Source organism: Brevibacterium sp. CT2-23B, from assembly GCF_013168765.1.
In the GTDB taxonomy this organism is placed as follows: Bacteria; Actinomycetota; Actinomycetes; order Actinomycetales; family Brevibacteriaceae; genus Brevibacterium; species Brevibacterium sediminis.
This window is the reverse complement of record NZ_JABBYK010000003.1, coordinates 92798-113486: the sequence shown is the minus strand read 5'-3', so window position 1 is coordinate 113486 and position 20689 is coordinate 92798. Positions and strand designations below refer to the sequence as shown.

Below are 20689 nucleotides of genomic sequence, written 5' to 3'. Positions count from 1 at the left end.
GATGACTGATCCCGTGTCGCCGAATTCTGACTTCAACGATTCGCCGTCGCCGGAGAACACCGACACCCCCACCGAGGCGGTTCGGCGCTCGTCGCTGGCCCGCGGACTGAGCTCGACCGCGGTGCTCGGGGCCGGCGACCTCGCCGAGACTCCCATCCACTACGGAGCTCCTCTGCGAGAGCAGCGCGTGCTCGAGGAGAAGGACGGTCTCGTCGACCTCGCTCATCTCCGCGTGCTGCGTCTGAGCGGACCCGACCGTCTGACCTGGCTGAACTCGATCACCACGCAGAAGATCGACACCCTGGCCCCCGGAGTGTCCACCGAAACCCTCGTGCTCGATCCGAACGGTCGCATCGAAGGCTGGCTGAAGCTCGTCGACGACGGTGAGGCGCTGTGGGCGATCAGCGACCTCAACACCGACGCGACACTGGACTTCCTGCGCAAGATGGTCTTCATGATGCGCGTCGAGATCGAGGATCTCAGCGACGACTATCAGTGCTTCGGCGCCATCACCGCTCTGCCGGAGACCCTGCCAGTCACCCGGACCTGGTCCGATCCGTGGCCGCACATCGGAAGCGGTTCGGCCTCCTACGCGCAGATCGACATCGGGCACGATGTCGCCGGAACCGACCATCCGGGTCTCGAGACTCCGTTCGTCATCGGCATCGTCAAGCGCTCCGATCTGCAGGGCCTGTCGGCGAACAGCCTCGACATGGCCGGCTTCGACGCCTGGGAGGCCCTGCGGATCGCCGCCTGGCGACCTGGCCGGAATGAAATCGATCACAAGGCCCTCGTCGGCGAACTCGACCTGCTGCGCACGGCCGTGCACCTGGCCAAGGGCTGCTACCGCGGTCAGGAAGCGGTGGCACGCGTCCACAATCTCGGTCAGCCGCCCAGGCGTCTGACCTTCGTCCATCTCGACGGGTCCGGGCACATCGCGCCGGACCCCGGCGCCGAGGTGCTTGCCGAGGTCCGCGGGTCCGAACGATCAGTTGGCACTCTGACCTCGGTGACCGTGCACTGGGAGCTCGGACCGATCGGTCTGGCCGTAGTCAAACGGAACCTCGCCCCCGAGGCGCAGCTGAGCTTCGAAATCGGCGACGGCGAACGCGTCATCGGTGCTCAGGAGACGATCGTCGTGCCGATGCGCGAGCACGAGCGCGTGCTTCCGGAACGAAACAGGGACGTCGACGCCCGCAGTCAGAACCGCTGATTGCAGCGAATCTTGGGTGCGGCCAGGGGCTGCCTCTGTCCTCGTTGTGGGCGGTCCGACTCGGGGATTCGACGGTCGATGAACGGCTGCGGATTTCGTACCCGAACTGGCCCGAATCCGCGCGTTCGTCTCTCCGTCGCGGGCGGTTCTGCTCAGCCCTCGGACGGTAAGTGACAAAAAGCGTCGATAACCCCTATTCTTCCCCTTATGACAGCTTTGGAAATTGGCGGCGAAGCTCTGCCGCAGGAACGTAAGATCGTCACCGAGATTCCGGGACCGAAGTCCCGTGAGATCGAGGAACGTCGCAAGTCAGCCGTGGCGACCGGTGTCGGTTCGAGCCTGCCCGCCTACGTGGTCGCGGCCGGCGGCGGCATCCTCAAGGACGCCGACGGCAACCAGCTCATCGACCTCGGCTCGGGCATCGCCGTGACCACGGCCGGCAACGCGAACCCCCGCGTGGTCGAGGCCGCGAAGGCCCAGCTCGAGGCCTTCACCCACACCTGCTTCATGGTCAACCCGTACGAGAGCTACGTCGAGGTCGCCGAAGCCCTCAACCGCCTCACTCCGGGTGACCACGAGAAGCGCACCGTGCTGCTCAACTCCGGTGCCGAGGCCGTCGAGAACGCTGTGAAGATCGCTCGCGCCCACACCGGTCGCGACGCCGTCGTCGTCTTCGACCACGCTTACCACGGTCGGACCAACCTGACCATGGCGATGACTGCGAAGGCAGCACCCTACAAGGCCGGCTTCGGTCCCTTCGCCGGTGAGGTCTACCGCGCACCCATGTCCTACCCGTACCGCGACAACGATGCGGCCGGCACGAAGATCAGCGGTGAGGACGCAGCCAAGCGCGTCATCACGATGATCGAGAAGCAGATCGGCTCCGAATACGTCGCCGCGATCGTCATCGAACCCATCCAGGGTGAGGGCGGCTTCATCGTCCCGGCCGAGGGCTTCCTGCCCACGCTCGTCGACTACGCCCGCGAGAAGGGCATCGTCTTCGTCGCCGACGAGGTGCAGGCCGGATTCGCCCGCACCGGCAAGATGTTCGCCTCCGAGTGGGAGGGCATCGTGCCCGACCTCATCACCACGGCCAAGGGCATCGCGGGCGGTCTGCCGCTGTCGGCCGTGACCGGTCGCGCGGACATCATGGACTCGGTCGGACCGGGCCGCCTCGGCGGAACCTACGGCGGCAACCCCGCCGCCTGTGCCGCAGCACTCGGCGCCATCGCCTCTTACGAAGAGGACGGGCTGCCCGAGCGCGCCCTGGCCATCGGAGAGATCATCGTCGACCGCCTGACGAAGCTGCAGTCGAAGTACCCCGAGGTCGGCGACATCCGTGGCCGCGGTGCCATGATCGCCGCCGAGTTCGTCGAGCACGATTCGATCGAGCCGAACGCGGATCTGGTGAAGAAGATCGCGGACTACTGCGCGAAGAACGGCGTCCTCGTGCTCACCACGGGAACCTTCAGCAACATCCTGCGCTTCCTGCCGCCGCTGACGATCTCCGACGAGCTTCTGGGCGACGCCTTCGACGTCATCGAGGCAGCCCTCGCCGAACTCCTCGGCTGACCCTCCTCCCAATTACTACCTGACGGCGGCCCAGCAACCTCGCGCGAGGTTGCTGGGCCGCCCTCAGGTAGTTCGGGGGAGGCAGTTGTAGCACAATAGAGGCCATGACTTCAGAGATCGACAGCGCGACCGGCACGTCAGCGAGCGTTCCGGCCCGAGTGTGGCACTTCCTTCGGGGGCCGCGCTTCATCGATCTGCCGATCCGTCTGCTGGCCCTCATCATGGGTCTGACGATCCTGGTGCCCGGGTCGTTCGAGATCACCGAACCCCGCTACGCAGGCCTGCTCATCCTCGCCTACGGACTCATCGTCTTAGCCGGCTTCCTGCCGCTGAGCATCGTCATCGCGACGACCGGACTGGGCATCGCTTTCTCCATGCTCTACCCGGACCTGGAGAACATGTTCCCCGAGGCGCTCATCCTCGCCACCGCGGTCCTGATCAGCCGCCGCCGCTGGATCGGCTTCGCGCTGGGCACCGTCGGACTGGCCGTCTACCTCGGCGTATCGACCCGCCTCGGATCCTATGACGCCGGCTTCGAAGGGTTCACCGACCTCGGCTACGGCTGGCTGACCTACTCGACCCTCGGCCTGTGCGCGTCCTTCGTCGAAGCCCGAATCCGCAGTGAGATCGACCGCCGCGAACGCGCCGCCGTCGACCACCAGAAGTCACTCGATGCCATGCGCGCCCGGTTCACCAGCGATATGCACGACACCATCTCGCACTCGCTGACCACCGAATCCGCGATCATCCGCACCCTGGCCAAGGAAAACGATCCCGAGACCGCGGACCGCCTCCTCGCCGAGTTGGCGCTGGTCAACGCCGAGGCCACGAAACGGCTGCGACAGCTGGTGACGAGCCTGAGCAGGTGGGAGACCGAGGCCTGCTCCGGGGACTCCGCCACCTCTCGGGTCCGGTTCCGCGCCGAGGCGGAGCAGCTGACGACCGCGATCGAGGATGGGTGTGCGGCCGGTTCCGTTCCGCTGACCACCGAGCTCGCCCCGTTGCCGACCCACGCGACAGGCACCTTGTCACACCATTTCCGGGCCGTGATGCTCGAGCTCGCCACGAATGTCATCCGCCACTCCGTTCCGGGCACCCCCGCCACCCTCGCCGTCGAAATGCGAGGTGAGCGCGGTGACCGGGCCGAACTGCTCTGCCGCAGCACGAACGAATCCCCGACCGCCCTGACCAAGGCGCCGAGGTCGCTGTCCCGCCGGGCCACGGCCGTGGGCGGCGTCTGCCGGGTGGACGAGGATGAACGGAGGAGAACCGTCGTCGAGGTGGCCCTGCCGGTCCGTTTCGTCTCCCCGTCCGCGCCGACTTCCTCGAAATCGCATACCGTGCGGTCTTCCTCGAATGTGGTCATGATCGACGTCGTCGATGATGACTTCGACACCAGCGCCGAGGCAACAGGTACTTTGCCGATCTCTGCTGAGTCGGCCGCCACCGACGCCCCCGACCGACTCACGGGCACGGACACCGCTGGTTCCGACCTCTCGGGCGAGGAGACCTACCGGCTCAGCAACGGCAGCCACAGCAGCGGCAGCCACAGCAATGGCACCCGCACGAAGGGCGGCCGGGACAAGGTCGACGCCTGATGGCGTCGCACTCCCACACGGCCGCGCACACCACCGCGGCCCCGCACCGGACCTCGGAGGCGGCCCCTCACGTGAGACCGGAGACGACCATGCCGCAGGCCGACCACGACATGACCTCTGACTCCGCCGCACGCACCTCCGTGCTCGTCGTCGATGACGATTCGTGGACGACACGAGCGGTGGCAGCGGCGCTCGATGATGCGGGTTCCTTCCATGTCCTCGACCCGGTGCACTCCGGCGAAGAGGCCATCGCCGCTTTCGACGCCGAGCGTCCCGACCTCGTCCTCATGGACGTCAACATGCCGCCGGGAATGAGCGGCGTCGATGCGACGGCGGCGATCATGGACCTCGACCCCGAAGCCCGTGTTGTGCTCCTGACGACCGTATCGCCTGGTCCGGGAATCGCTCGCGGGCTCGAAGCCGGCGCACTCGCCGTGATCAACAAGACGGCCGGGGAGAGGGAACTCGTCTCGATCGTGCGGGCCGCCTCGGCGGGGGAGAGCCCCGAACTGCTCAGAGGGTTGGCCGAGGACATCGTCATCAGCGGAGATCCCCTGCCCGACGCCCCCGACTCGGCACCGCAGCTGACCGCCCGCGAGATGGAGCTGCTCACCCTGCTCTGCCAGGGCCACAGCTACGAGGAGATCGCCGCCGACCAATCGGTGGCCATGTCCACCATGAAGTCGCACGCCCGCAACCTGCGTCTCAAGCTGGGGGCGCGCAATCTCGCCCAGCTCGTCGTCCGCGCCCTCCAGTTCAAATTCTTCTCCCCGGAATGATCTGCCCCCGTCGAGGCGGCTGGCTGATTCGACTCAACCCCACCCCGCCGAGGTGGCCGGCCCGTCCGGTTCATCCCACCCCACCGAGGCGACCGGTTCCGTTGACGCGGACCCTCCCGACCACTGTCGGTCGTTGACTACAGTGGGAGCATGACCGACACCGCGAGTCCGCGACTGTCCCGCCTGATCCGGGACACGGAGGGGTTCCTCCTGCCGCTGACGGAGGTGGCCGACGACGTCGCGGTCGCGCGAGTCGAATTCGGCTTCGACCTGCCAGCCGCCTCTACAGAGCCGTCGGCCGCAGTGCTCACTGCTCCACGCACGGCTCCGCTTTCCGCTGCACGCGCCACTCCGCGCACGGCTTCGACCCCCGAGGCCGCCGACCACGGCTCCTTGAACGGCACAGTCGTCCTCGTCACCGAGCCGGTGCGCAGCCCTGCCGGGCTCGATTCCGTGCTGACCGACTATGCGGGAGCCGCCGCTCTCGTCGTCCCGCCCGGAACGCACAGCCACCTCGGTGACGAGGCCGATCTGCGGGGGAGTGCGGGCCGGGCTCCGGTCCTCCTCGAACGATCGCCGCATGTGACGTGGTCGGAGATCCTCGTCCATCTGCGACAGCTCATCGAGGGGGCGACGAGCGCCCTGGCCTGGCCTGATGTCGACGACCTCAGCGCCCTGGCCGCCGTCATCGCCGAAACCACGGGCGCGTCGATCACGATCGAGGACCCGGCCTCGCGAGTGCTCGCGCATGCGAACCTCGGCGACGAACTCGATGAGATCCGTCGCGAGACGATCCTGTCCGGGGCTATTCCCGACTGGCGGATCGCCGAACTCGAGGAATCCGGGTTCCTCGACACGATCCGCCGTTCCACCGATGTCGTCGAACGTCCCGCCGAAGGCACATCACCGGCTCGATCGGTCATCGCCCTGCGCAGCGAGGGCGAACTCATCGGGACGATCTGGGCGGCCTACCCGGCCGAGGTCGACCCCGAACCGCTGCGCGAGGTGCTGCGCGACGCCGCCCGCGCGGCCCTGCCCGTGATGCTGCGGACCCTGCGTCGGTCACCGTTCGAGAAGCGCATCCGCCGGGAGGCTCTTGGCGGGATCCTCGCCGGCTCGGCCGATCTCGGGCCGTCGGCGACCCTGCTGTCGCTGCCGTTCTCGGGCAGTTACTGCGTCCTTGCCTTCACCGAGGTAACCCCCGACCGAGAGCCCGTCCTGCGGTTCCATCTGCGGGCCGCCTTCGCCGATGCCGTCCTCGCGCACGTGAGCTCTGCCGGTGCCGCACACGCCGGACATGGTTCTGTCCCTGTCGGCCCGGCAGATGTCAGCATGGGTCGATCCGGAACCGGGGAGCGGGTCCACCTCGCGGCATTGGTGCAGATGAGCGAGCCGATGAACGCCGAACAGGTGCGCGATCACGTCATCGCCGCTCTGCGCAGGTCCCTGCCGAAGTCGGAGACCCTGTGCTTCGGAGTCGGCACCCCGGTCGACCGCCTCGATGCCGTGCACCGGTCGTGGACCGAAGCCGCATACGTCGTCGACGCCGTGCAGGCTGTCACCGAGGCGGGGCCTGGCGCGGACGACGAGGACGTGGACCCGACCCCACAGAAGAGTTCGGTTACGCGCGCAAGTCCGAGTACTCACGGCCGAATCGTCGGGGCGACCATCCGCGACGTGGCAGCGAGGGTCGTGGGTCTGCAGGTCGCCGATACGCTGCTGGCCGCAGATGAGCGCGTGATCGGCGGAGGGCCCGGACCGGCCGACGGACGAGCACCCACCGGCCAGCGGGCTCAGTCGGGCGCAGGAGTACTCCGTCCGGCGCAGGCACTGGCAGCTCACGACTCTCAGCACAACGGCAGCCTGCTCGAGACCCTGCGCGTCTACTTCGCCACGGTCGGCAACTCGGCCGAGGCATCTCGCCGACTTCATGTGCACACGAATTCGCTGCGACACCGTCTCGGCCGCATCGAGGAGATCACCGGACTCTCAACGGCGGAACCGGCCGAGCGGCTCTGGCTCGAACTCTCCGTGCTCGCTCACGACCGGTCGTGAGAAACCTACAATCAGCCCCCGCGAACATTGGCGAATTATCGTGCGTTCTTCGAGGTCAGCCGTCCTAAAGTGACAACAGATCTCGAACGAAGGACGTTATGCCCAGTCATCATCATGCGATTCCGAACCGTCGCGCCCGAGCAATCCGAACGATCGCGGAGAACAGCGTGTCGCCTCACAGCGCAGCCGCTCAGGCACAGTCGGCACATGCCTCCGCGCAGTCGGATTCGGCTCCTGCACAATCGGATTCGGTGCCCACACTGCCGGCAAACGCTTCCGCGCAATCGGACTCCGTCCCGGCGCTGACCGATGAGGCGGCTGTGCTCGGACTCATGGATCTTGATTGGGTCGACACCGCCTTCGACCGGCTGACCTCGGCATTCGCATCAGATCGCGAGGTGCTCCACGCAGTGGCGTGCAAGGCGGTGCCGCTGCCGTCGTTGCTGCGCCGGTTCGCCGAGGCGGGAGCCGGCTGCGAGGTCGCCAGCCCCGGCGAACTCGAACTCGCCCTCTCGGCCGGGTTCGCACCCGACCGCATCGTCTTCGACTCCCCGGCCAAGACCTGGGCCGAACTGTGCCGGGCCGTCGACCTCGGCGTCTCGATCAATGTCGACAACTTCGACGAACTCTCCCGCCTCGACACGATCCTGGCGGATCGGAACAGCACGGCCGTCACAGACGCCGCGCCCGCCTCGGCGAAGATCGGAATCCGCATCAATCCGCAGTCGGGCACGGGCGCGATCGGCGCCTTGAGCACCGCCACCGAAACCTCGAAATTCGGTATCGGCCTCGCCGACCCGGGTGCCCGCGAGGCCCTCATCGAGGCCTACCTCGCTCGCCCATGGCTGAGCCAGATCCACGTCCACTCCGGCTCGCAGGGCATCAGCCTCGACAAGGCCGCCGTCGGAATCCGCGCCGCCGTCGACCTCGCCGAGGAGATCAACTCCCGTGCCTCGACCAGGCGGATCACGCGCATCGACATCGGCGGGGGACTGTCGGTGAACTTCGACGGTGAGGACATCACCCCGACCTTCGCCGACTACCGCTCGGTGCTCGAGGAGGAGGTGCCGGGCCTGTTCGGCTTCGACATCGTCACCGAATTCGGCCGCGCCCTCCTCGCCAAGGCCGGCACCATCCTCACCCGCGTCGAATACGCGAAGACCACCGGCGGGCGCCGCATCGTCATGACCCAGGCCGGCGTCCAAGTCGCCACCCGCACCGCTTATGCCCCGAACGACTGGCCCCTGCGGATCCTGCCGTTCACCCCGGACGGGAACCCCAAGACCGCCGAAGAAGCCGACACCGAGGTCGTCCCGACCGACGTCGCCGGACCCGCCTGCTTCTCCGGCGACCTCCTGGCCCGGGATCGGATGCTGCCGCGTCTCGACGCGGGTGACCTCGTCGCCGTGCCCGAGACAGGTGCCTATTACTTCTCGAATCCGTTCTCCTATAATCTGCTCCCGCGGGTGCCGATCTTCGGCTACCGCACTGCTCCCGACGGCGGCATCGAGTTCAGCATCATCCGCCGCGGGCAGACGATCGCTGAGATCCTCGCCGAGGCGGGCGAGACCGAACTGCGCCCACCGAGCCCGGCGAACCGCGGGCTGAGCCCGGCGAACCGCGGGCTGAGCCCGGCGAGCCGCGCGCTGAGCCCGGACGGACGTGCGCTGAACCCGGACGATCGCGAAACCGCTGCCGACCCCCTCGCCCACGGCAGCTGATTTCGAGTCGCCTGTGGCATCTGCACAGTGACCGGCTGGCATATTTGTGTGTTGTTGTGCCGTTTTCACGTCACTTCGAACGTAGAGTGATGGAGAACACATCTGCTCTGACCCGGGAGAACACCCCGATTCACCCGGGTCAGGGGAGGACAAGTGAATCACCGCACGAGAAGAAAGACGAAGATGTTCACTTCACACTCACTGCGCAGAGGCTGGCAACGGTGCCTGGCCGGCGTCGCAGCACTCGCCCTTGCCGGATCGATGGCCACCTCCCCGGCGCAGGCCGCCACCTCGGAGGCTCCGGCCTCCGAGAACGTGCTGCGGATCGCCACCGACGGTTTCATCGACTCCTTCAACCCGTTCACGTCCTTCTACCTCGTGCCGACGAACACCTTCCGGTACATGTACGAGAACCTCGTGGCCAACGACGCCAAGGACGGTTCGATCACCGAGGGACTCGCCACCGAATGGAACACGGACTCCGAGGGCAAGGTCTGGACCTACACGATCCGTCCGGACATGAAATGGTCCGACGGTGAACCGCTGACCTCGAAAGACGTCGCCTGGACCTACAACCAGATGATGGAGAAGGAAGAGATGGCGGTGGCCAACGGCAGCCTCGTCGAAAACTTCGACAAGGTCGAGGCCCCCGACGACGGCACCGTCAAGATCACTCTGAAGAAGCCGCAGGCGAACAACCCCGGCCAAGAGATCCCCGTCGTGCCCGAGCACGTCTGGTCGAAGATCGACAAGCCCGGCGAATTCAAGAACGATGAGAAGTCCGTCGGCTCGGGACCCTTCCAGCTCGAGAGCTACGAGGCGAACAAGTCGATCACGCTCAAGGCGAACCCGAACTTCTGGCGCGGCAAGCCGAAGCTCGACGAGATCCAGTACCGCTACTACACGAACTCAGATGCGCAGGTGCAGGCGATCCGCTCCGGCGAAGTCGACTTCATCACCGGGCTCAGCCCCGACCAGTTCACGGCGCTGGAGAACGCGGACAACGTCGAACTCAACGACGGCAACGGCCGCCGCTTCAATGGAATCTCCATCAACCCGGGCGTCGCCGACGCCAAGGGCAAGGAATTCGGCACCGGCAATGAGGCGCTGAAGGACAAGAAGGTCCGCCAGGCAATCCGCGCCGGCATTGACACCGAGACCCTGCGCAAACAGGTCATGCAGGACTATGCGCAGCCGGCCACGAGCTTCATTCCTGCCGTCTACCCGGACTGGGCACTCAAGTCCGACAACTCCGTCATCAGCGGATTCGACGTGGCCGAGGCGAAGAAGCTCCTCGACGACGCCGGCTGGAAGGAAGGATCCGGCGGCATCCGCGAGAAGGACGGTGAGAAGCTGCAGCTGCGCTTCCTCACCGACGCCGACGCGCCGATCGAACAGAGCACCGCGAAGTTCCTCAAACCGTGGATGAAGGACATCGGCATCGACCTGAAGAACGAGTCCTCTGACGTCGACACGGTGTCCGAACGCACCACCAAGGGCGACTACGATATGTACTTCTCCGGCTGGTCGATCAATCCCGATCCCGACTACCAGCTGAGCATCAACACCTGCGGTCAGCGCCCCGACGCCGACGGCAACGGCGGCACCAGCCAGGACGGCTGGTGCAACAAGGAATTCGACAAGCTCTATCAGGCTCAGCACGTCGAGCTCGACCAGGCCAAGCGTCAGGACCTCGTGCAGAAGGCCCAGGCCATCCACTACGAGGAAGCCCCCTCGGTGACGCTGTGGTACCCGAACCAGCTCGAGGCCTACCGCTCCGACCGGTTCGACAACTTCACCAAACAGCCCAGCGACGGCGGTGCCATCGCCAACCAGGTCGGCTACTGGGGATATTCCTCGGTCGAACCCGTCAGCGAAGAGGAAGCCACCGGCGGCGGAATGGGCGCAGGAGGGTGGATCGGCATCGCGGCAGCGGTCATCGTCGTCCTGGGCGGAGGCGGCTGGCTGCTCAGCCGTCGCAAGAAGTCCGACGACCGCGAATAGTCCCCACACCCACAGTCCGGGTGCCGCACCATCCGCACCACCTGCGGCACCCGGACCCGCGGGCCAGTCCGCACCACCTGCGGCACCCGGACTCACGGGCCAGTCCGCACCACCTGCGGCACCCGGGCCCACGGTCCCGTCCCCACCACCTGGAGCACCACAGTGAGCACACCCACCCACGATCCCCAGTCCGGGGATCGCCCTGACCGAGGACCGGGCACGGCGAACCCGGGCACCGACCCCACGAACCCCAGCCCCGCCTCGGCGAAGGGATCCGCGGCAACCGCCGACGCGAACCCCGCCGACCCGGCGAACCCCGCCGACGCGAACCCCGCCACCGTCGATATGGACGAACCACCGGCCGGCGGATCGTTCGCCCGTTACTTCCTGCGCAAGCTCGGCGGGGCCGCGACCTCGATGGTCCTCGTCATCGTGCTCGGCTTCTTCGCCTTCCGGATGCTGCCCGGCGATCCCGTGCTCAAGATCGCGAAGGAACGGCCGATGTCGCCGGCGCAGATCGCCGAACTGCGCAGCCAATACGGACTCGACAAACCCGTGATCGTCCAGTTCTGGGACTACCTCGTCGGCATCGTCACCGGCGACCTCGGCGAGTCCTACGTGTACCGGAAATCCGTGTCCTCGCTCATCGGCGAATACCTCGGCCCGACGCTGCTGCTCACCGCCACCGCGGCCGTCATCGCCATCGTCCTGGGCCTGTGGCTCGGACAGATCTCGGCCTGGCGCCGCAACACCCTGTTCGACAAGCTCGCGTCCTCGACCTCGCTGATCTTCTGGTCCGTGCCGACGTTCTGGCTCGGCCTCATCCTGCTCATGATCTTCGGCGGCACCCTCCAATGGCTGCCCACCGGCGGCATGATCACCCCCGGCCTCGACCCGTGGTCACCGGCCGGAATCATCGACGTCATCAAACACCTCATCCTCCCCGTCGTCTCGCTCGTCGCAGTCGTCTATGCGCAGTTCCTCATGATCATGCGCGCCTCCCTGCTCGAGGAGATGAACGAGGACTACCTCACGACCGCCCGCGCAAAAGGACTCACCGAGGATGAGGTCCGCCGCCGTCACGCCGTGCCGAATGCGCTGCTGCCGACCGTCACCGTCGTCTTCCTCCACATCGGCGGGCTCATCGCCGGCGCCGTCACCGTCGAAGCCGTGTTCTCGTGGCCGGGGTTGGGCAAACTCACCTTCGAGGCCATCCGCGGCCCCGACCTGCCGCTGCTGCAGGGCACCTTCGTCGTGTTCTCGGCGATCATCATCGTGATGAACCTCGCCGCCGACATCGTCTACCGATTCCTCGATCCCCGCGTCAGGAGGGCCTGATGAGCGCGAACACCCCCGCCGAGGCGGTCCCCGGCCCCTCATCGAACGAACCGAATCCGCGTGGTTCGGAGACACGGGGATTCACCCCCGTCGTCGACGGCGCGAAGCTCGTGCGCGAACGCCGCCTGAACAACGCGAAGAAGAACTGGGCGCTCTTCCGCTCCGACGTCCCGGCGCTCATCGGCGCCGTCGTGCTCCTCTTCTTCATCGTCATCGCGATCGCCGCACCGCTCATCGCCCCGGCCTCGATGCTCGACGTCACGAAGCAGCTCGACGTGCCGCGCTATGCCCCGCCGAGCCTCGACCACCCCTTGGGCACCGATGACCTGGGACGGGAGCTGTGGGTGCGCATCCTCTGGGGAGCGCGCGTGTCGATCCTCGTCGGCGTCGCAGCGACCGTCATGTCGATGATCATCGGCACCATCATGGGCCTGGCCGCAGGTCACTTCACGGGACTGTTCGGCGGCATCATCATGCGCATCGTCGACTTCTTCATCGTCCTGCCGTCCCTGCTTCTCGCGATCGTGCTGTCCTCCGTGCTCGAGCGCGGTGTCTTCACGATCGTCGTCGCCATCGGACTGACCTCATGGGCGTCGACCGCACGGATCGTGCGCTCGCAGACGTTGAGCGTCGAATCTCGGCTCTACATCGAAAGGGCGCGCATCCTCGGTGCCGGTCATTCCCATATCCTGTTCCGGCACCTGCTGCCGGCGGTGATGCCGCTCGTGCTCGCGAACACGACGCTGACCGTCGGTGGGGCGATCATCGCCGAATCGACGCTGTCGTTCCTCGGCCTCGGGGACACGTCGAAGGAATCGTGGGGCACGATCCTGAAGAACTCGATGGACGTGTCCGCGGCGACCTCCGGCTACTGGTGGTACGTGCTCACCCCGGGCATCGCGATCCTGCTCGTCGTGCTCGCCTTCACGATGGTCGGGCGCGCATTCGAGGCCATCATCAACCCTGCCCTGAGGAGCCGCTGATGACCGATCTGCAATTCGAGAACGTCTCGATCACCTACCGCTCCTCATCCGACCGCGGCGACGTCGTCGCCGTGGAAGACGTCAGCCTCGACCTGCCCGCCGGTGCCACTCTGGGCATCGCGGGGGAGTCCGGGTCGGGGAAGTCGACCCTGATCATGTCGGCTCTGCGCCTGCTGCCGAAGTCCGCGCGCCTCGACGGTCGGGTCCTCCTCGGCGGGCAGGACATCCGGGAGCTGAGCTTCGGCCAGATCCGCGCGGTCCGGTGGGCGCAGGCCTCGATCGTGTTCCAAGGCGCCTTGCACTCTCTCAACCCCGTCCGCGAGGTCGGTAGTCAGATCATCGAAGCCCTCGAACATCACTCGAAGGGCACGTGGACGACCCCGCAGAAGCGCCGCGACCGGATGTTCGAACTCCTCGCCGAGGTCAACCTCGAGGCGGCGAAGTCGACTGCGTATCCGCACGAGCTCTCCGGCGGGCAGAAGCAGCGCATCATGATCGCCATGGCGCTCGCCTGCGAGCCCGATATCATCATCGCCGACGAACCGACGACGGCTCTCGACGTCATCGTGCAGAAGCAGATCCTGTCCGGCCTGGCCCGCCTCGTCGCCGAACGCGGGATCTCGCTGCTGATGATCAGCCACGATCTCGCCGTGCTCTCGGCCGTGTGCGCGAAACTCGCGATCATGCGTCACGGCCGCCTCGTCGAATACGGACCGAGCGACGAAGTGTGCCTGTCTCCGCAGGAGGACTACACGAAGCAGCTGGCCGGTGCGTTTCCGCAGATCGGGGACCCCGAATCCCGGCTGAATCCCCGAACACTCAAACCCGCCGAGGTGGTCCGGGCCGAACCGTTCACCATGACGGATGAGGTGGTGCTCGAGGCGAAGGATCTCAGCGTCTCCTTCGACACCCGGCGGGGTCGTGAACGTGCGGTGCGCGGTGTGGACCTGCAGCTGCGGAAGGCGGAGATCCTCGCCGTCGTCGGCCAGTCCGGCTCGGGGAAGACGACTCTGGCACGGTCGCTGCTCGGTCTGCAGGAGGTGGAAGCGGGTTCGCAGCTGTCGTTCGCGGGCAAGGCTCTGCCGAAGAAGGCGAAGGAGCTGCGAGCATTTCGGCAGAAGGTGCAGATGATTCTGCAGGACCCGGCCGGATCGCTCAATCCCAAACGCAGCGTGTACGAGGCCGTGGTCGAGGGCTTGAAGGTGCAGGGAATCAAGGACCGGGAGTACGAGAGGGTCATCGGCGCGCTCGAAGCCGCCGAGCTCACCCCGGCCGAGGACTACCTCGAGTCGATTCCGCAGGAGCTCTCCGGCGGACAGCGGCAGCGCGTCGTCATCGCCGGCGCACTGGCTCTCGACCCGCAGGTGCTCATCGCCGATGAACCCGTGGCGTCGCTGGACGCCTCGGTGCGCGGGGAGATCCTGTCGCTGTTCCTCGCGCTGAAGAAGAACTTCGGGATGAGTGCGCTCATCATCACCCACGACCTCGGCCTGGCCTGGAACATCGCGGATACGGTGGCGGTGATGAAGAGAGGGGAGATCGTCGAATACGGTGAGGTCGACAGGGTGCTGTCCGATCCGCAGCACGAGTACACGCAGGAGCTGCTCGCCGCGGTTCCCCGACTGGGAAGTCAGAGTCTGGTGAGGAATGAGTAAGTCGAGCCCATATCTCGAGTCTGCACCGCTGGCGCCCGGTGACACCGTTCGCCTCATCGCGCCGTCCGGGCCCACCGACGAGGAATCGCTGCAGCGAGCCATCGCCCAGCTGGAATCCTGGGGCTTCGACGTCGTGCTGGGGGCCAACGTCCGCAGCCGGCACCCGCGGGTGAAGTACCTGGCCGGCACTGATGCCGAGCGCCGGTCCGACCTCGTCGACGCGTGGTGCGATCCGGACACGGATGCGGTGATCGCGTTGCGTGGCGGCTTCGGAGCCATGCGCCTGCTCGACGGCATCGACTTCGACCTCATGCGCCGGCACATGCTGCGCCGCGACGGCCGTCCCAAGCTGCTCACCGGCTCCTCGGACATCACCGCACTCCACCAGGCCTGGGAACACCACCTCGGCGTCGCGACTCTGTTCTGCCCGATGGTCGGCAATGACCCGTTCAAGAACTCGACGGTCGTCCCCGACGAGGTGGCCTCGTGGCTGTTCCATCCCTGGGGCGGTCGCGAACTCGGCTTCCCCGCAGAGGACGTGACCATTTCGACCACTCAGGACCGTACGACGGAGGGCACCGCTGCGGCGGAGCAGACCGCTGCGACCCGCCCGCTCAGCCGGGCGCAGACGTTGGTTCCTGGGTCGGCGAGGGGCCGCCTCGGCGGGGGAAATCTCAGTCTCATCGCCGCGGGGATGGGCAGTCCCGAGCTCATCGACGTGCGGGAACGACGCGAGCATCGGGGTCCGAGCATCCTCATGCTCGAAGACGTCGACGAGGAGCTGTACCGGCTCGACAATCTCATGGTGCAGCTGGTCCGCGGCGGGTGGTTCACCTCGGCGGATGCGGTGGTGCTCGGCTCGTGGGAGGACTGCGCGCCCGTCCACGAGGTGGAGGCGCTGATGATCGACTACCTCGGCGGTCTGGGAATCCCGATCGTGTCTGAGATGGGCTTCGGCCACGATCCCGATGCGCCGAGCGCCCCACTCGGCGTCGACGTCACGCTCAAGGCGGAGCCCGGGGAACGGCCGCGGCTGTGGGTGGATCACGCGGGTGGGCAGGCATGATGGTGCCGACCACGTGCCGATGGCCCGGCTCGGTGAGGCGAACGAATCGCGGGCGCGCAGACATGAACGAAACGAGACTGACAGGAGCACGCTGATGAGCGAACTGAAATTCGATGGACTGCCCGGAGTGCGATTCAGCGCTCTGGCCTTCGACGTCGACAGTGGGGAACGGGTGTTCGCCCACAATGAGAACGACGAACTCGACACCGCCAGCATGGGCAAGGTCTTCCTCCTCCACACTGCCTTGCAGATGTACAAGGACGGCACGCTTGGCCTGGAGGAACGCCTGCATCGGCGGCCTTCGGAGAGGGTCGACGAATCGGGGATCTGGTACCTCATGGAGCAGGACGATCTGAGCATCTTCGACGTCGCTCTGCTCATCGGGGCGTTCAGCGACAACTTCGCCACGAACGTGCTCATCCGCAGGGTCGGGCTGGAGAATGTTGCGGATCAGGTGGAGAAGCTCGGGTACAGGAACTCGGGTCTGCACGACTTTCTGCGCTGGCCGCGCCCGGCCAAAGCGCCGCGGACACTGTCGACGGGCACGGCCGCGGAGCTCAGTGATTTCATGGCCAGGCACGCCAAGGACGAATTCTGGGACGAGTCGACGAACGAGGTCTTCCGGCGCTGGTTGGGAGCCGGCGCGGACACCTCGATGGTCGCCTCGGCGTTCGATCTGGACCCGCTCGCTCACTACAACTACCAGCGGGACGTGTGGGTGTGGAACAAGACCGGCACGAACGGGACGATCCGGGCCGATGCCGGGACCGTGATGACGCCTACGCGTCGCGTCGCCTATGCGGTGTTCGCGAACTGGGAACCGGGCACCGACCGCGTCGTCGACGTCATGCCGATCATGCGGCAGGCCGGCAACGCGATCCACCGGTTCCTCTGAGCCCGAGCGCGAATTGGCGCCGAGAGCCGTGGGGTAGTCTGGTGGGCGATGTCCGATACGATCTACCTCACAGGCGAAGCGAAGGCTCCGTCGAACAACCCGATCACCAACCAGTTCGGTCTGTTCTACGTGGCATTCGAGATCCAGCCGGACACCCACCGAATCCTCGATGTGGACTGCACGGCGACGTTGGCTCTGACCCGGAACTTCATTCGGAGCCTGTTCGTCGATGCCGACATCACGGACCCTGGTCGACTGATAGAGCGCATCCAGCGCCGCTACCACGGATCCTCGCAGAAGGCGCTGATCACAGCAGTGAACAACGCCGCGAAGAAGTACCGCGAGGTCACCGCTTAGGCAGCGCCTTCGACCACCCCGATTGCCCGGGCCCTCACCGGACCGGATCCGATCGACAACTGCACATTGCTCCATCCCGGAGGCATCCTCGGTGCCGCCCCCGTGGCTCTGCCACTGGCCCAACCGGTGCTGCTGCCATCCGCGCCGTGCGGCGCAGCCAGCTGCGGCACCGTCGGCTCTGCCTCTGCCGGGATGGACGTATTCAATGAGGAAGTGTCGTTAGTGATCACGGACGGTTTTCTATTCATCAGCCTGCTTCTGGCGATTTCCGCAGCGCTCGTCGTCGCGGACCGGAGCGGGCGCTTCAAGCTCTTCAAATATGTGCCCGGCTTCGTCATCCTCTACATCGTGGCGGCGCTGCTCAACACGTTCGGCGTCTTCGACCACGACGGTGGAGACATCACCGCGGTCGGCGACACCCTGCGCGAGGTGATGCTGCCCGCGATGATCCTGCTCATGCTGTTCAAGTGCGATATCCGGCAGATCATCAAGCTCGGGCCCAAACTGCTGCTCACCTTTGCGGTGACCGCGGCGAGCATCATCATCGGCTTCATCATCAGCTACCTCATCCTGCACTCCAGCCTCGACCCGGAAGCGTGGAAGGCCCTCGGCGCTCTCAACGCCTCGTGGACGGGTGGTTCGGCGAACATGGTCGCGGTGCAGGAGGTCCTCCAGGCACCCGAGAACGTGTTCGGCTACGTCCTCATCGTCGACACGGTGCTCTACTCCTTCTGGCTGCTGCTCATCTTCTCCTCCGTCACAGTCTCCGACAAGTTCGACAAGTGGACGAAGGCCGATATGTCGAAGCTCGATTTCACCGACAGAGTCTCGGCCGAGGAGGAGAAGCCGATGACGCTGTCGTCGATCTTCGGACTCATCGGATTCGCACTGCTGGCCTCGGCCCTGGCGATCCGCCTCGGCGAACTGCTGCCCGAGGTCGGAGCGGTCATCGACGGTACGGCGTGGACAATCCTCATCGTCAGCGTCCTCGGGCTGGCCATCGGATCGACTCGGTTCGGCAGGACCGCCGGATCCAATGAGCTCGCGACGATCCTGCTCTACCTCATCATCGGCATCATCGCCTCGGGCTCGGACTTCACCTCCCTGGCCGAAGCGCCGCTCTATCTGGTGGCGGGCATCATCGTCCTCGTCGTCCACATCGCCATCATGCTCATCTACGCCAAGCTCACCCGCACCGAGCTCTTCAGCATCGCCGTGGCCAGCACCGCGAACATCGGCGGAATCGCCTCGGCGCCGGTCGTTGCGGGAGCCTTCAACCGACAGCTCGTCCCCGTCGGTGTGCTGTTCGCGCTGATGGGAACGTTCCTCGGCACGTTCCTCGGCCTGTGGTCGGCCCAGATCCTGTCCGGGCTGGCATGATGAACGAACCGACCCCACCTCGCCGAGGCGGCCGACCTCCCCATCGCGGGAGTACCGTTCCGTGCGTGCACCCCTGCACCGACCCAATCCGCCCGACCGGAAGGACCCGACCATGACCGCACCCAACACAGCCTCCGCAGCCGGACCCGGCACCGAATCCGCACCAGACGCAGCATCCGCACCCGCCGTCGACGTCTTCGACGGACACAACGACCTCGCCTGGTACCTGCGCGAGGAACGCGACTACAGCGTGGAGGGGCTCAACGACCCGGCCGTCTCGCCGTTCACCACGATGGATCAGCTGGCGGCCGGACACGTGGCCGCGCAGTACTGGTCCGTCTACGTTCATTCCTCGATCACCGGCGCCGACGCGATCAAGGCCACATGGGAGCAGATCGACGCGGTCCAGCGTGTCGTCACCGCCTACCCCGAACGACTTGCCTTCGCCCGCACCGCCGCCGACGTCCGTGCGGCTCGCGCAGCCGGCAAGGTCGCCTCCCTCATGGGCGTCGAAGGCGGTCAGCAGATCGACGAATCCCTCGCCGTGCTGCGGTCGTACGCCCGCGCCGGGGCCCGCTATATGACTCTGACGTGGTCGACCACTCATTCCTGGGCCGACTCGGCCACGGACGAACCGGTCCACGGCGGCTTGAGCGTCTTCGGACGTGAGGTCGTGGCGGAGATGAACCGGATCGGCATGATCCTCGACCTCTCCCACGTCGCGCCCACCGTCATGCACCAGTCGCTGGACCAGAGCACCCTGCCGGTCCTCTTCACCCACTCCTGCGCGTACGGTCTCAACCCGCACCCGCGCAACATCCCGGACGACGTCTTGGACCGCGTGCCCGACAACGGGGGAGTGGCGATGATGACGTTCGTGCCCTCGTTCGTCTCGAACGCCCGCCGCGAATGGGTCGACGCCGGAGAACAGGGAACCGCCCCCGAGGTGACCGTGGTCCAGGTCGCCGACCACTGCGATTACGTTCGCGAACGGATCGGCATCGACCACATCGGACTGGGCGGCGACATCTGCGGAGTCGATGAGCTGCCGACCGGACTCGGTGATGCCGGCCAGTATCCGAACCTGTTCGCCGAGCTCGCCTCGCGCGGCTGGTCGCAGACCGACCTGCGCAAGATCGGCTTCGACAATGCGATGCGCGTCCTCGACGCGCACGAGGATGCGTACACGGCGTTCCTCGGCTCGGCGGTCGACGCACCGTCCGCGGCCAACGCCGGTTCCGCGGCCAACGGCACGGCCGCCTCGGCGACGGTGAACGGCGGCGGCAACGTCGGGTCCGCAGGCAATGGTTCGGCCGCCTCGGCGGGGGCGGAATCATGACGCGGCTGCTCGTCATCGTCAATGACATCGAGTCCCAGCCGGGGCTGCTGACACGGTGGATGATCAGCGAGAACGTCGAGTTCGATCTGCGCATCGGCGGGGTCTCACCCCTGCCCGGGCCCTCGGAGCTCGATGGCTATGACGGGCTCATCATGCTCGGCGGCGGGTACATGCCCGATGAGACGGACCGGGCCCCGTGGTTGGCCGATGAGGCCGAACTCGTCCGCCATGCCCTGGCCACGGATCTGCCGCAGTTCGGGATCTGCCTCGGCGGGCAGCTCGTCGCCCACGTCATCGGGGGCGATGTGCAGGCTCGGACCGGGGCGCCGGAGAAGGGATACACGCGGATCGACACCACCGCCGAGGCGGCCGCGGACCCGGTGTTCTCCGCGATCCGGCCACGGACCTCGTTCGTCGAAAGCCATGTCGACCGCATCGTCGCCCTCCCCGAGGAGGCGACCCTGCTCGCCAGGAGCGAGGCCTGCGAATTCCAGGCGTTCCGGGTCGGCAGGGCGTGGGGGACGCAGTTCCACCCGGAGTCGACGCGGGCGAACATCGAGCGCTGGGATGCGGAGAAACTGCAGACTTTGGGGTTCGATAAAGATACCCTGTTGGAAGAAGCGATGGAGCTCGGGCCGGAGAGCGAACGTGATTCGAAGGCCCTGTTCTCCGCGTTTCTCACGGTGGTTCGGAACTGAAGCTTGTGTGTCAGGCTCGTGACTGAGGCATACTAG

The 20689-nt window shown here is 66.5% G+C and carries 16 protein-coding genes; all 16 read left to right on the top strand.

The genetic code is table 11. The annotated features are described in order from the left end of the window. The first annotated feature begins 1 nt into the window (after nt 1). The 16 genes from HIM68_RS09115 to HIM68_RS09040 all read left to right on the top strand — a co-directional run bounded on the left by HIM68_RS09115 (nt 2) and on the right by HIM68_RS09040 (nt 20653). Nucleotides 2-1213 carry a folate-binding protein YgfZ gene (locus HIM68_RS09115; RefSeq protein WP_172171571.1) on the top strand — a complete coding sequence of 404 codons (1212 nt, stop codon included), beginning with the start codon at nt 2-4 and terminating at the stop codon, nt 1211-1213. Nucleotides 1214-1420: 207 nt separating this feature from the next. Then, complete coding sequence (gene gabT / locus HIM68_RS09110; RefSeq protein ID WP_172171569.1) at nt 1421-2785, top strand: 4-aminobutyrate--2-oxoglutarate transaminase; 1365 nt, start codon at nt 1421-1423, stop codon at nt 2783-2785. A 104-nt stretch (nt 2786-2889) separates the two neighbouring features. Then, nucleotides 2890-4383, top strand: a complete 1494-nt coding sequence (locus HIM68_RS09105) for a histidine kinase (protein ID WP_172171567.1) — start codon at nt 2890-2892, stop codon at nt 4381-4383. Then, a complete protein-coding gene (locus HIM68_RS09100; RefSeq protein WP_253903869.1) occupies nt 4383-5162 on the top strand; it encodes a response regulator transcription factor in 780 nt (259 codons plus the stop codon). The genes HIM68_RS09105 and HIM68_RS09100 overlap by 1 nt, the downstream gene beginning before the upstream one ends. A 150-nt stretch (nt 5163-5312) precedes the next feature. Further along, complete coding sequence (locus tag HIM68_RS09095; RefSeq protein WP_172171565.1) at nt 5313-7217, top strand: CdaR family transcriptional regulator; 1905 nt, start codon at nt 5313-5315, stop codon at nt 7215-7217. Nucleotides 7218-7384: 167 nt separating this feature from the next. Next, nucleotides 7385-8938, top strand: a complete 1554-nt coding sequence (locus HIM68_RS09090; protein WP_367647487.1) for a diaminopimelate decarboxylase — start codon at nt 7385-7387, stop codon at nt 8936-8938. A 183-nt stretch (nt 8939-9121) separates the two neighbouring features. Continuing rightward, nucleotides 9122-10942 carry an ABC transporter substrate-binding protein gene (locus tag HIM68_RS09085; protein WP_172171563.1) on the top strand — a complete coding sequence of 607 codons (1821 nt, stop codon included), beginning with the start codon at nt 9122-9124 and terminating at the stop codon, nt 10940-10942. Between the two features lie 162 nt (nt 10943-11104). Continuing rightward, entirely contained in the window at nt 11105-12280 is a 1176-nt protein-coding gene (locus HIM68_RS09080) for an ABC transporter permease (protein ID WP_367647486.1), read from the top strand. Then, nucleotides 12280-13263, top strand: a complete 984-nt coding sequence (locus HIM68_RS09075; RefSeq protein ID WP_253903868.1) for an ABC transporter permease — start codon at nt 12280-12282, stop codon at nt 13261-13263. Before HIM68_RS09080 ends, HIM68_RS09075 begins: the two co-directional genes overlap by 1 nt. Then, on the top strand, nt 13263-14918 hold the full coding sequence (locus tag HIM68_RS09070; RefSeq protein ID WP_172171561.1) for an ABC transporter ATP-binding protein: 1656 nt from the start codon (nt 13263-13265) through the stop codon (nt 14916-14918). Before HIM68_RS09075 ends, HIM68_RS09070 begins: the two co-directional genes overlap by 1 nt. Continuing rightward, complete coding sequence (locus HIM68_RS09065) at nt 14911-15984, top strand: LD-carboxypeptidase (protein WP_172171559.1); 1074 nt, start codon at nt 14911-14913, stop codon at nt 15982-15984. The genes HIM68_RS09070 and HIM68_RS09065 overlap by 8 nt, the downstream gene beginning before the upstream one ends. Before the next feature lie 94 nt (nt 15985-16078). Further along, a complete protein-coding gene (locus tag HIM68_RS09060; protein WP_172171547.1) occupies nt 16079-16879 on the top strand; it encodes a serine hydrolase in 801 nt (266 codons plus the stop codon). A gap of 48 nt (nt 16880-16927) precedes the next feature. After that, nucleotides 16928-17236 (top strand): DUF3870 domain-containing protein, encoded by a 309-nt coding sequence (locus HIM68_RS09055; protein WP_139468103.1) that lies wholly within the window; start codon nt 16928-16930, stop codon nt 17234-17236. A gap of 222 nt (nt 17237-17458) precedes the next feature. Continuing rightward, nucleotides 17459-18616 carry a DUF819 family protein gene (locus HIM68_RS09050; protein WP_172172113.1) on the top strand — a complete coding sequence of 386 codons (1158 nt, stop codon included), beginning with the start codon at nt 17459-17461 and terminating at the stop codon, nt 18614-18616. A gap of 112 nt (nt 18617-18728) precedes the next feature. Next, on the top strand, nt 18729-19955 hold the full coding sequence (locus HIM68_RS09045; protein ID WP_172171545.1) for a dipeptidase: 1227 nt from the start codon (nt 18729-18731) through the stop codon (nt 19953-19955). Beyond that, nucleotides 19952-20653, top strand: a complete 702-nt coding sequence (locus HIM68_RS09040; protein ID WP_172171543.1) for a type 1 glutamine amidotransferase — start codon at nt 19952-19954, stop codon at nt 20651-20653. Before HIM68_RS09045 ends, HIM68_RS09040 begins: the two co-directional genes overlap by 4 nt. The last annotated feature ends 36 nt before the right edge of the window (nt 20654-20689 follow it).

Excerpts from the sequence above, each read along its gene's own strand:
- HIM68_RS09115 (WP_172171571.1), top strand. The coding sequence starts at position 2 with ATGACTGATCCCGTGTCGCCGAATTCTGACTTCAACGATTCGCCGTCG.
- gabT (WP_172171569.1), top strand. The coding sequence starts at position 1,421 with ATGACAGCTTTGGAAATTGGCGGCGAAGCTCTGCCGCAGGAACGTAAG.
- HIM68_RS09105 (WP_172171567.1), top strand. The coding sequence starts at position 2,890 with ATGACTTCAGAGATCGACAGCGCGACCGGCACGTCAGCGAGCGTTCCG.
- HIM68_RS09100 (WP_253903869.1), top strand. The coding sequence starts at position 4,383 with ATGGCGTCGCACTCCCACACGGCCGCGCACACCACCGCGGCCCCGCAC.
- HIM68_RS09095 (WP_172171565.1), top strand. The coding sequence starts at position 5,313 with ATGACCGACACCGCGAGTCCGCGACTGTCCCGCCTGATCCGGGACACG.
- HIM68_RS09085 (WP_172171563.1), top strand. The coding sequence starts at position 9,122 with ATGTTCACTTCACACTCACTGCGCAGAGGCTGGCAACGGTGCCTGGCC.
- HIM68_RS09075 (WP_253903868.1), top strand. The coding sequence starts at position 12,280 with ATGAGCGCGAACACCCCCGCCGAGGCGGTCCCCGGCCCCTCATCGAAC.
- HIM68_RS09070 (WP_172171561.1), top strand. The coding sequence starts at position 13,263 with ATGACCGATCTGCAATTCGAGAACGTCTCGATCACCTACCGCTCCTCA.
- HIM68_RS09065 (WP_172171559.1), top strand. The coding sequence starts at position 14,911 with ATGAGTAAGTCGAGCCCATATCTCGAGTCTGCACCGCTGGCGCCCGGT.
- HIM68_RS09060 (WP_172171547.1), top strand. The coding sequence starts at position 16,079 with ATGAGCGAACTGAAATTCGATGGACTGCCCGGAGTGCGATTCAGCGCT.
- HIM68_RS09055 (WP_139468103.1), top strand. The coding sequence starts at position 16,928 with ATGTCCGATACGATCTACCTCACAGGCGAAGCGAAGGCTCCGTCGAAC.
- HIM68_RS09045 (WP_172171545.1), top strand. The coding sequence starts at position 18,729 with ATGACCGCACCCAACACAGCCTCCGCAGCCGGACCCGGCACCGAATCC.
- HIM68_RS09040 (WP_172171543.1), top strand. The coding sequence starts at position 19,952 with ATGACGCGGCTGCTCGTCATCGTCAATGACATCGAGTCCCAGCCGGGG.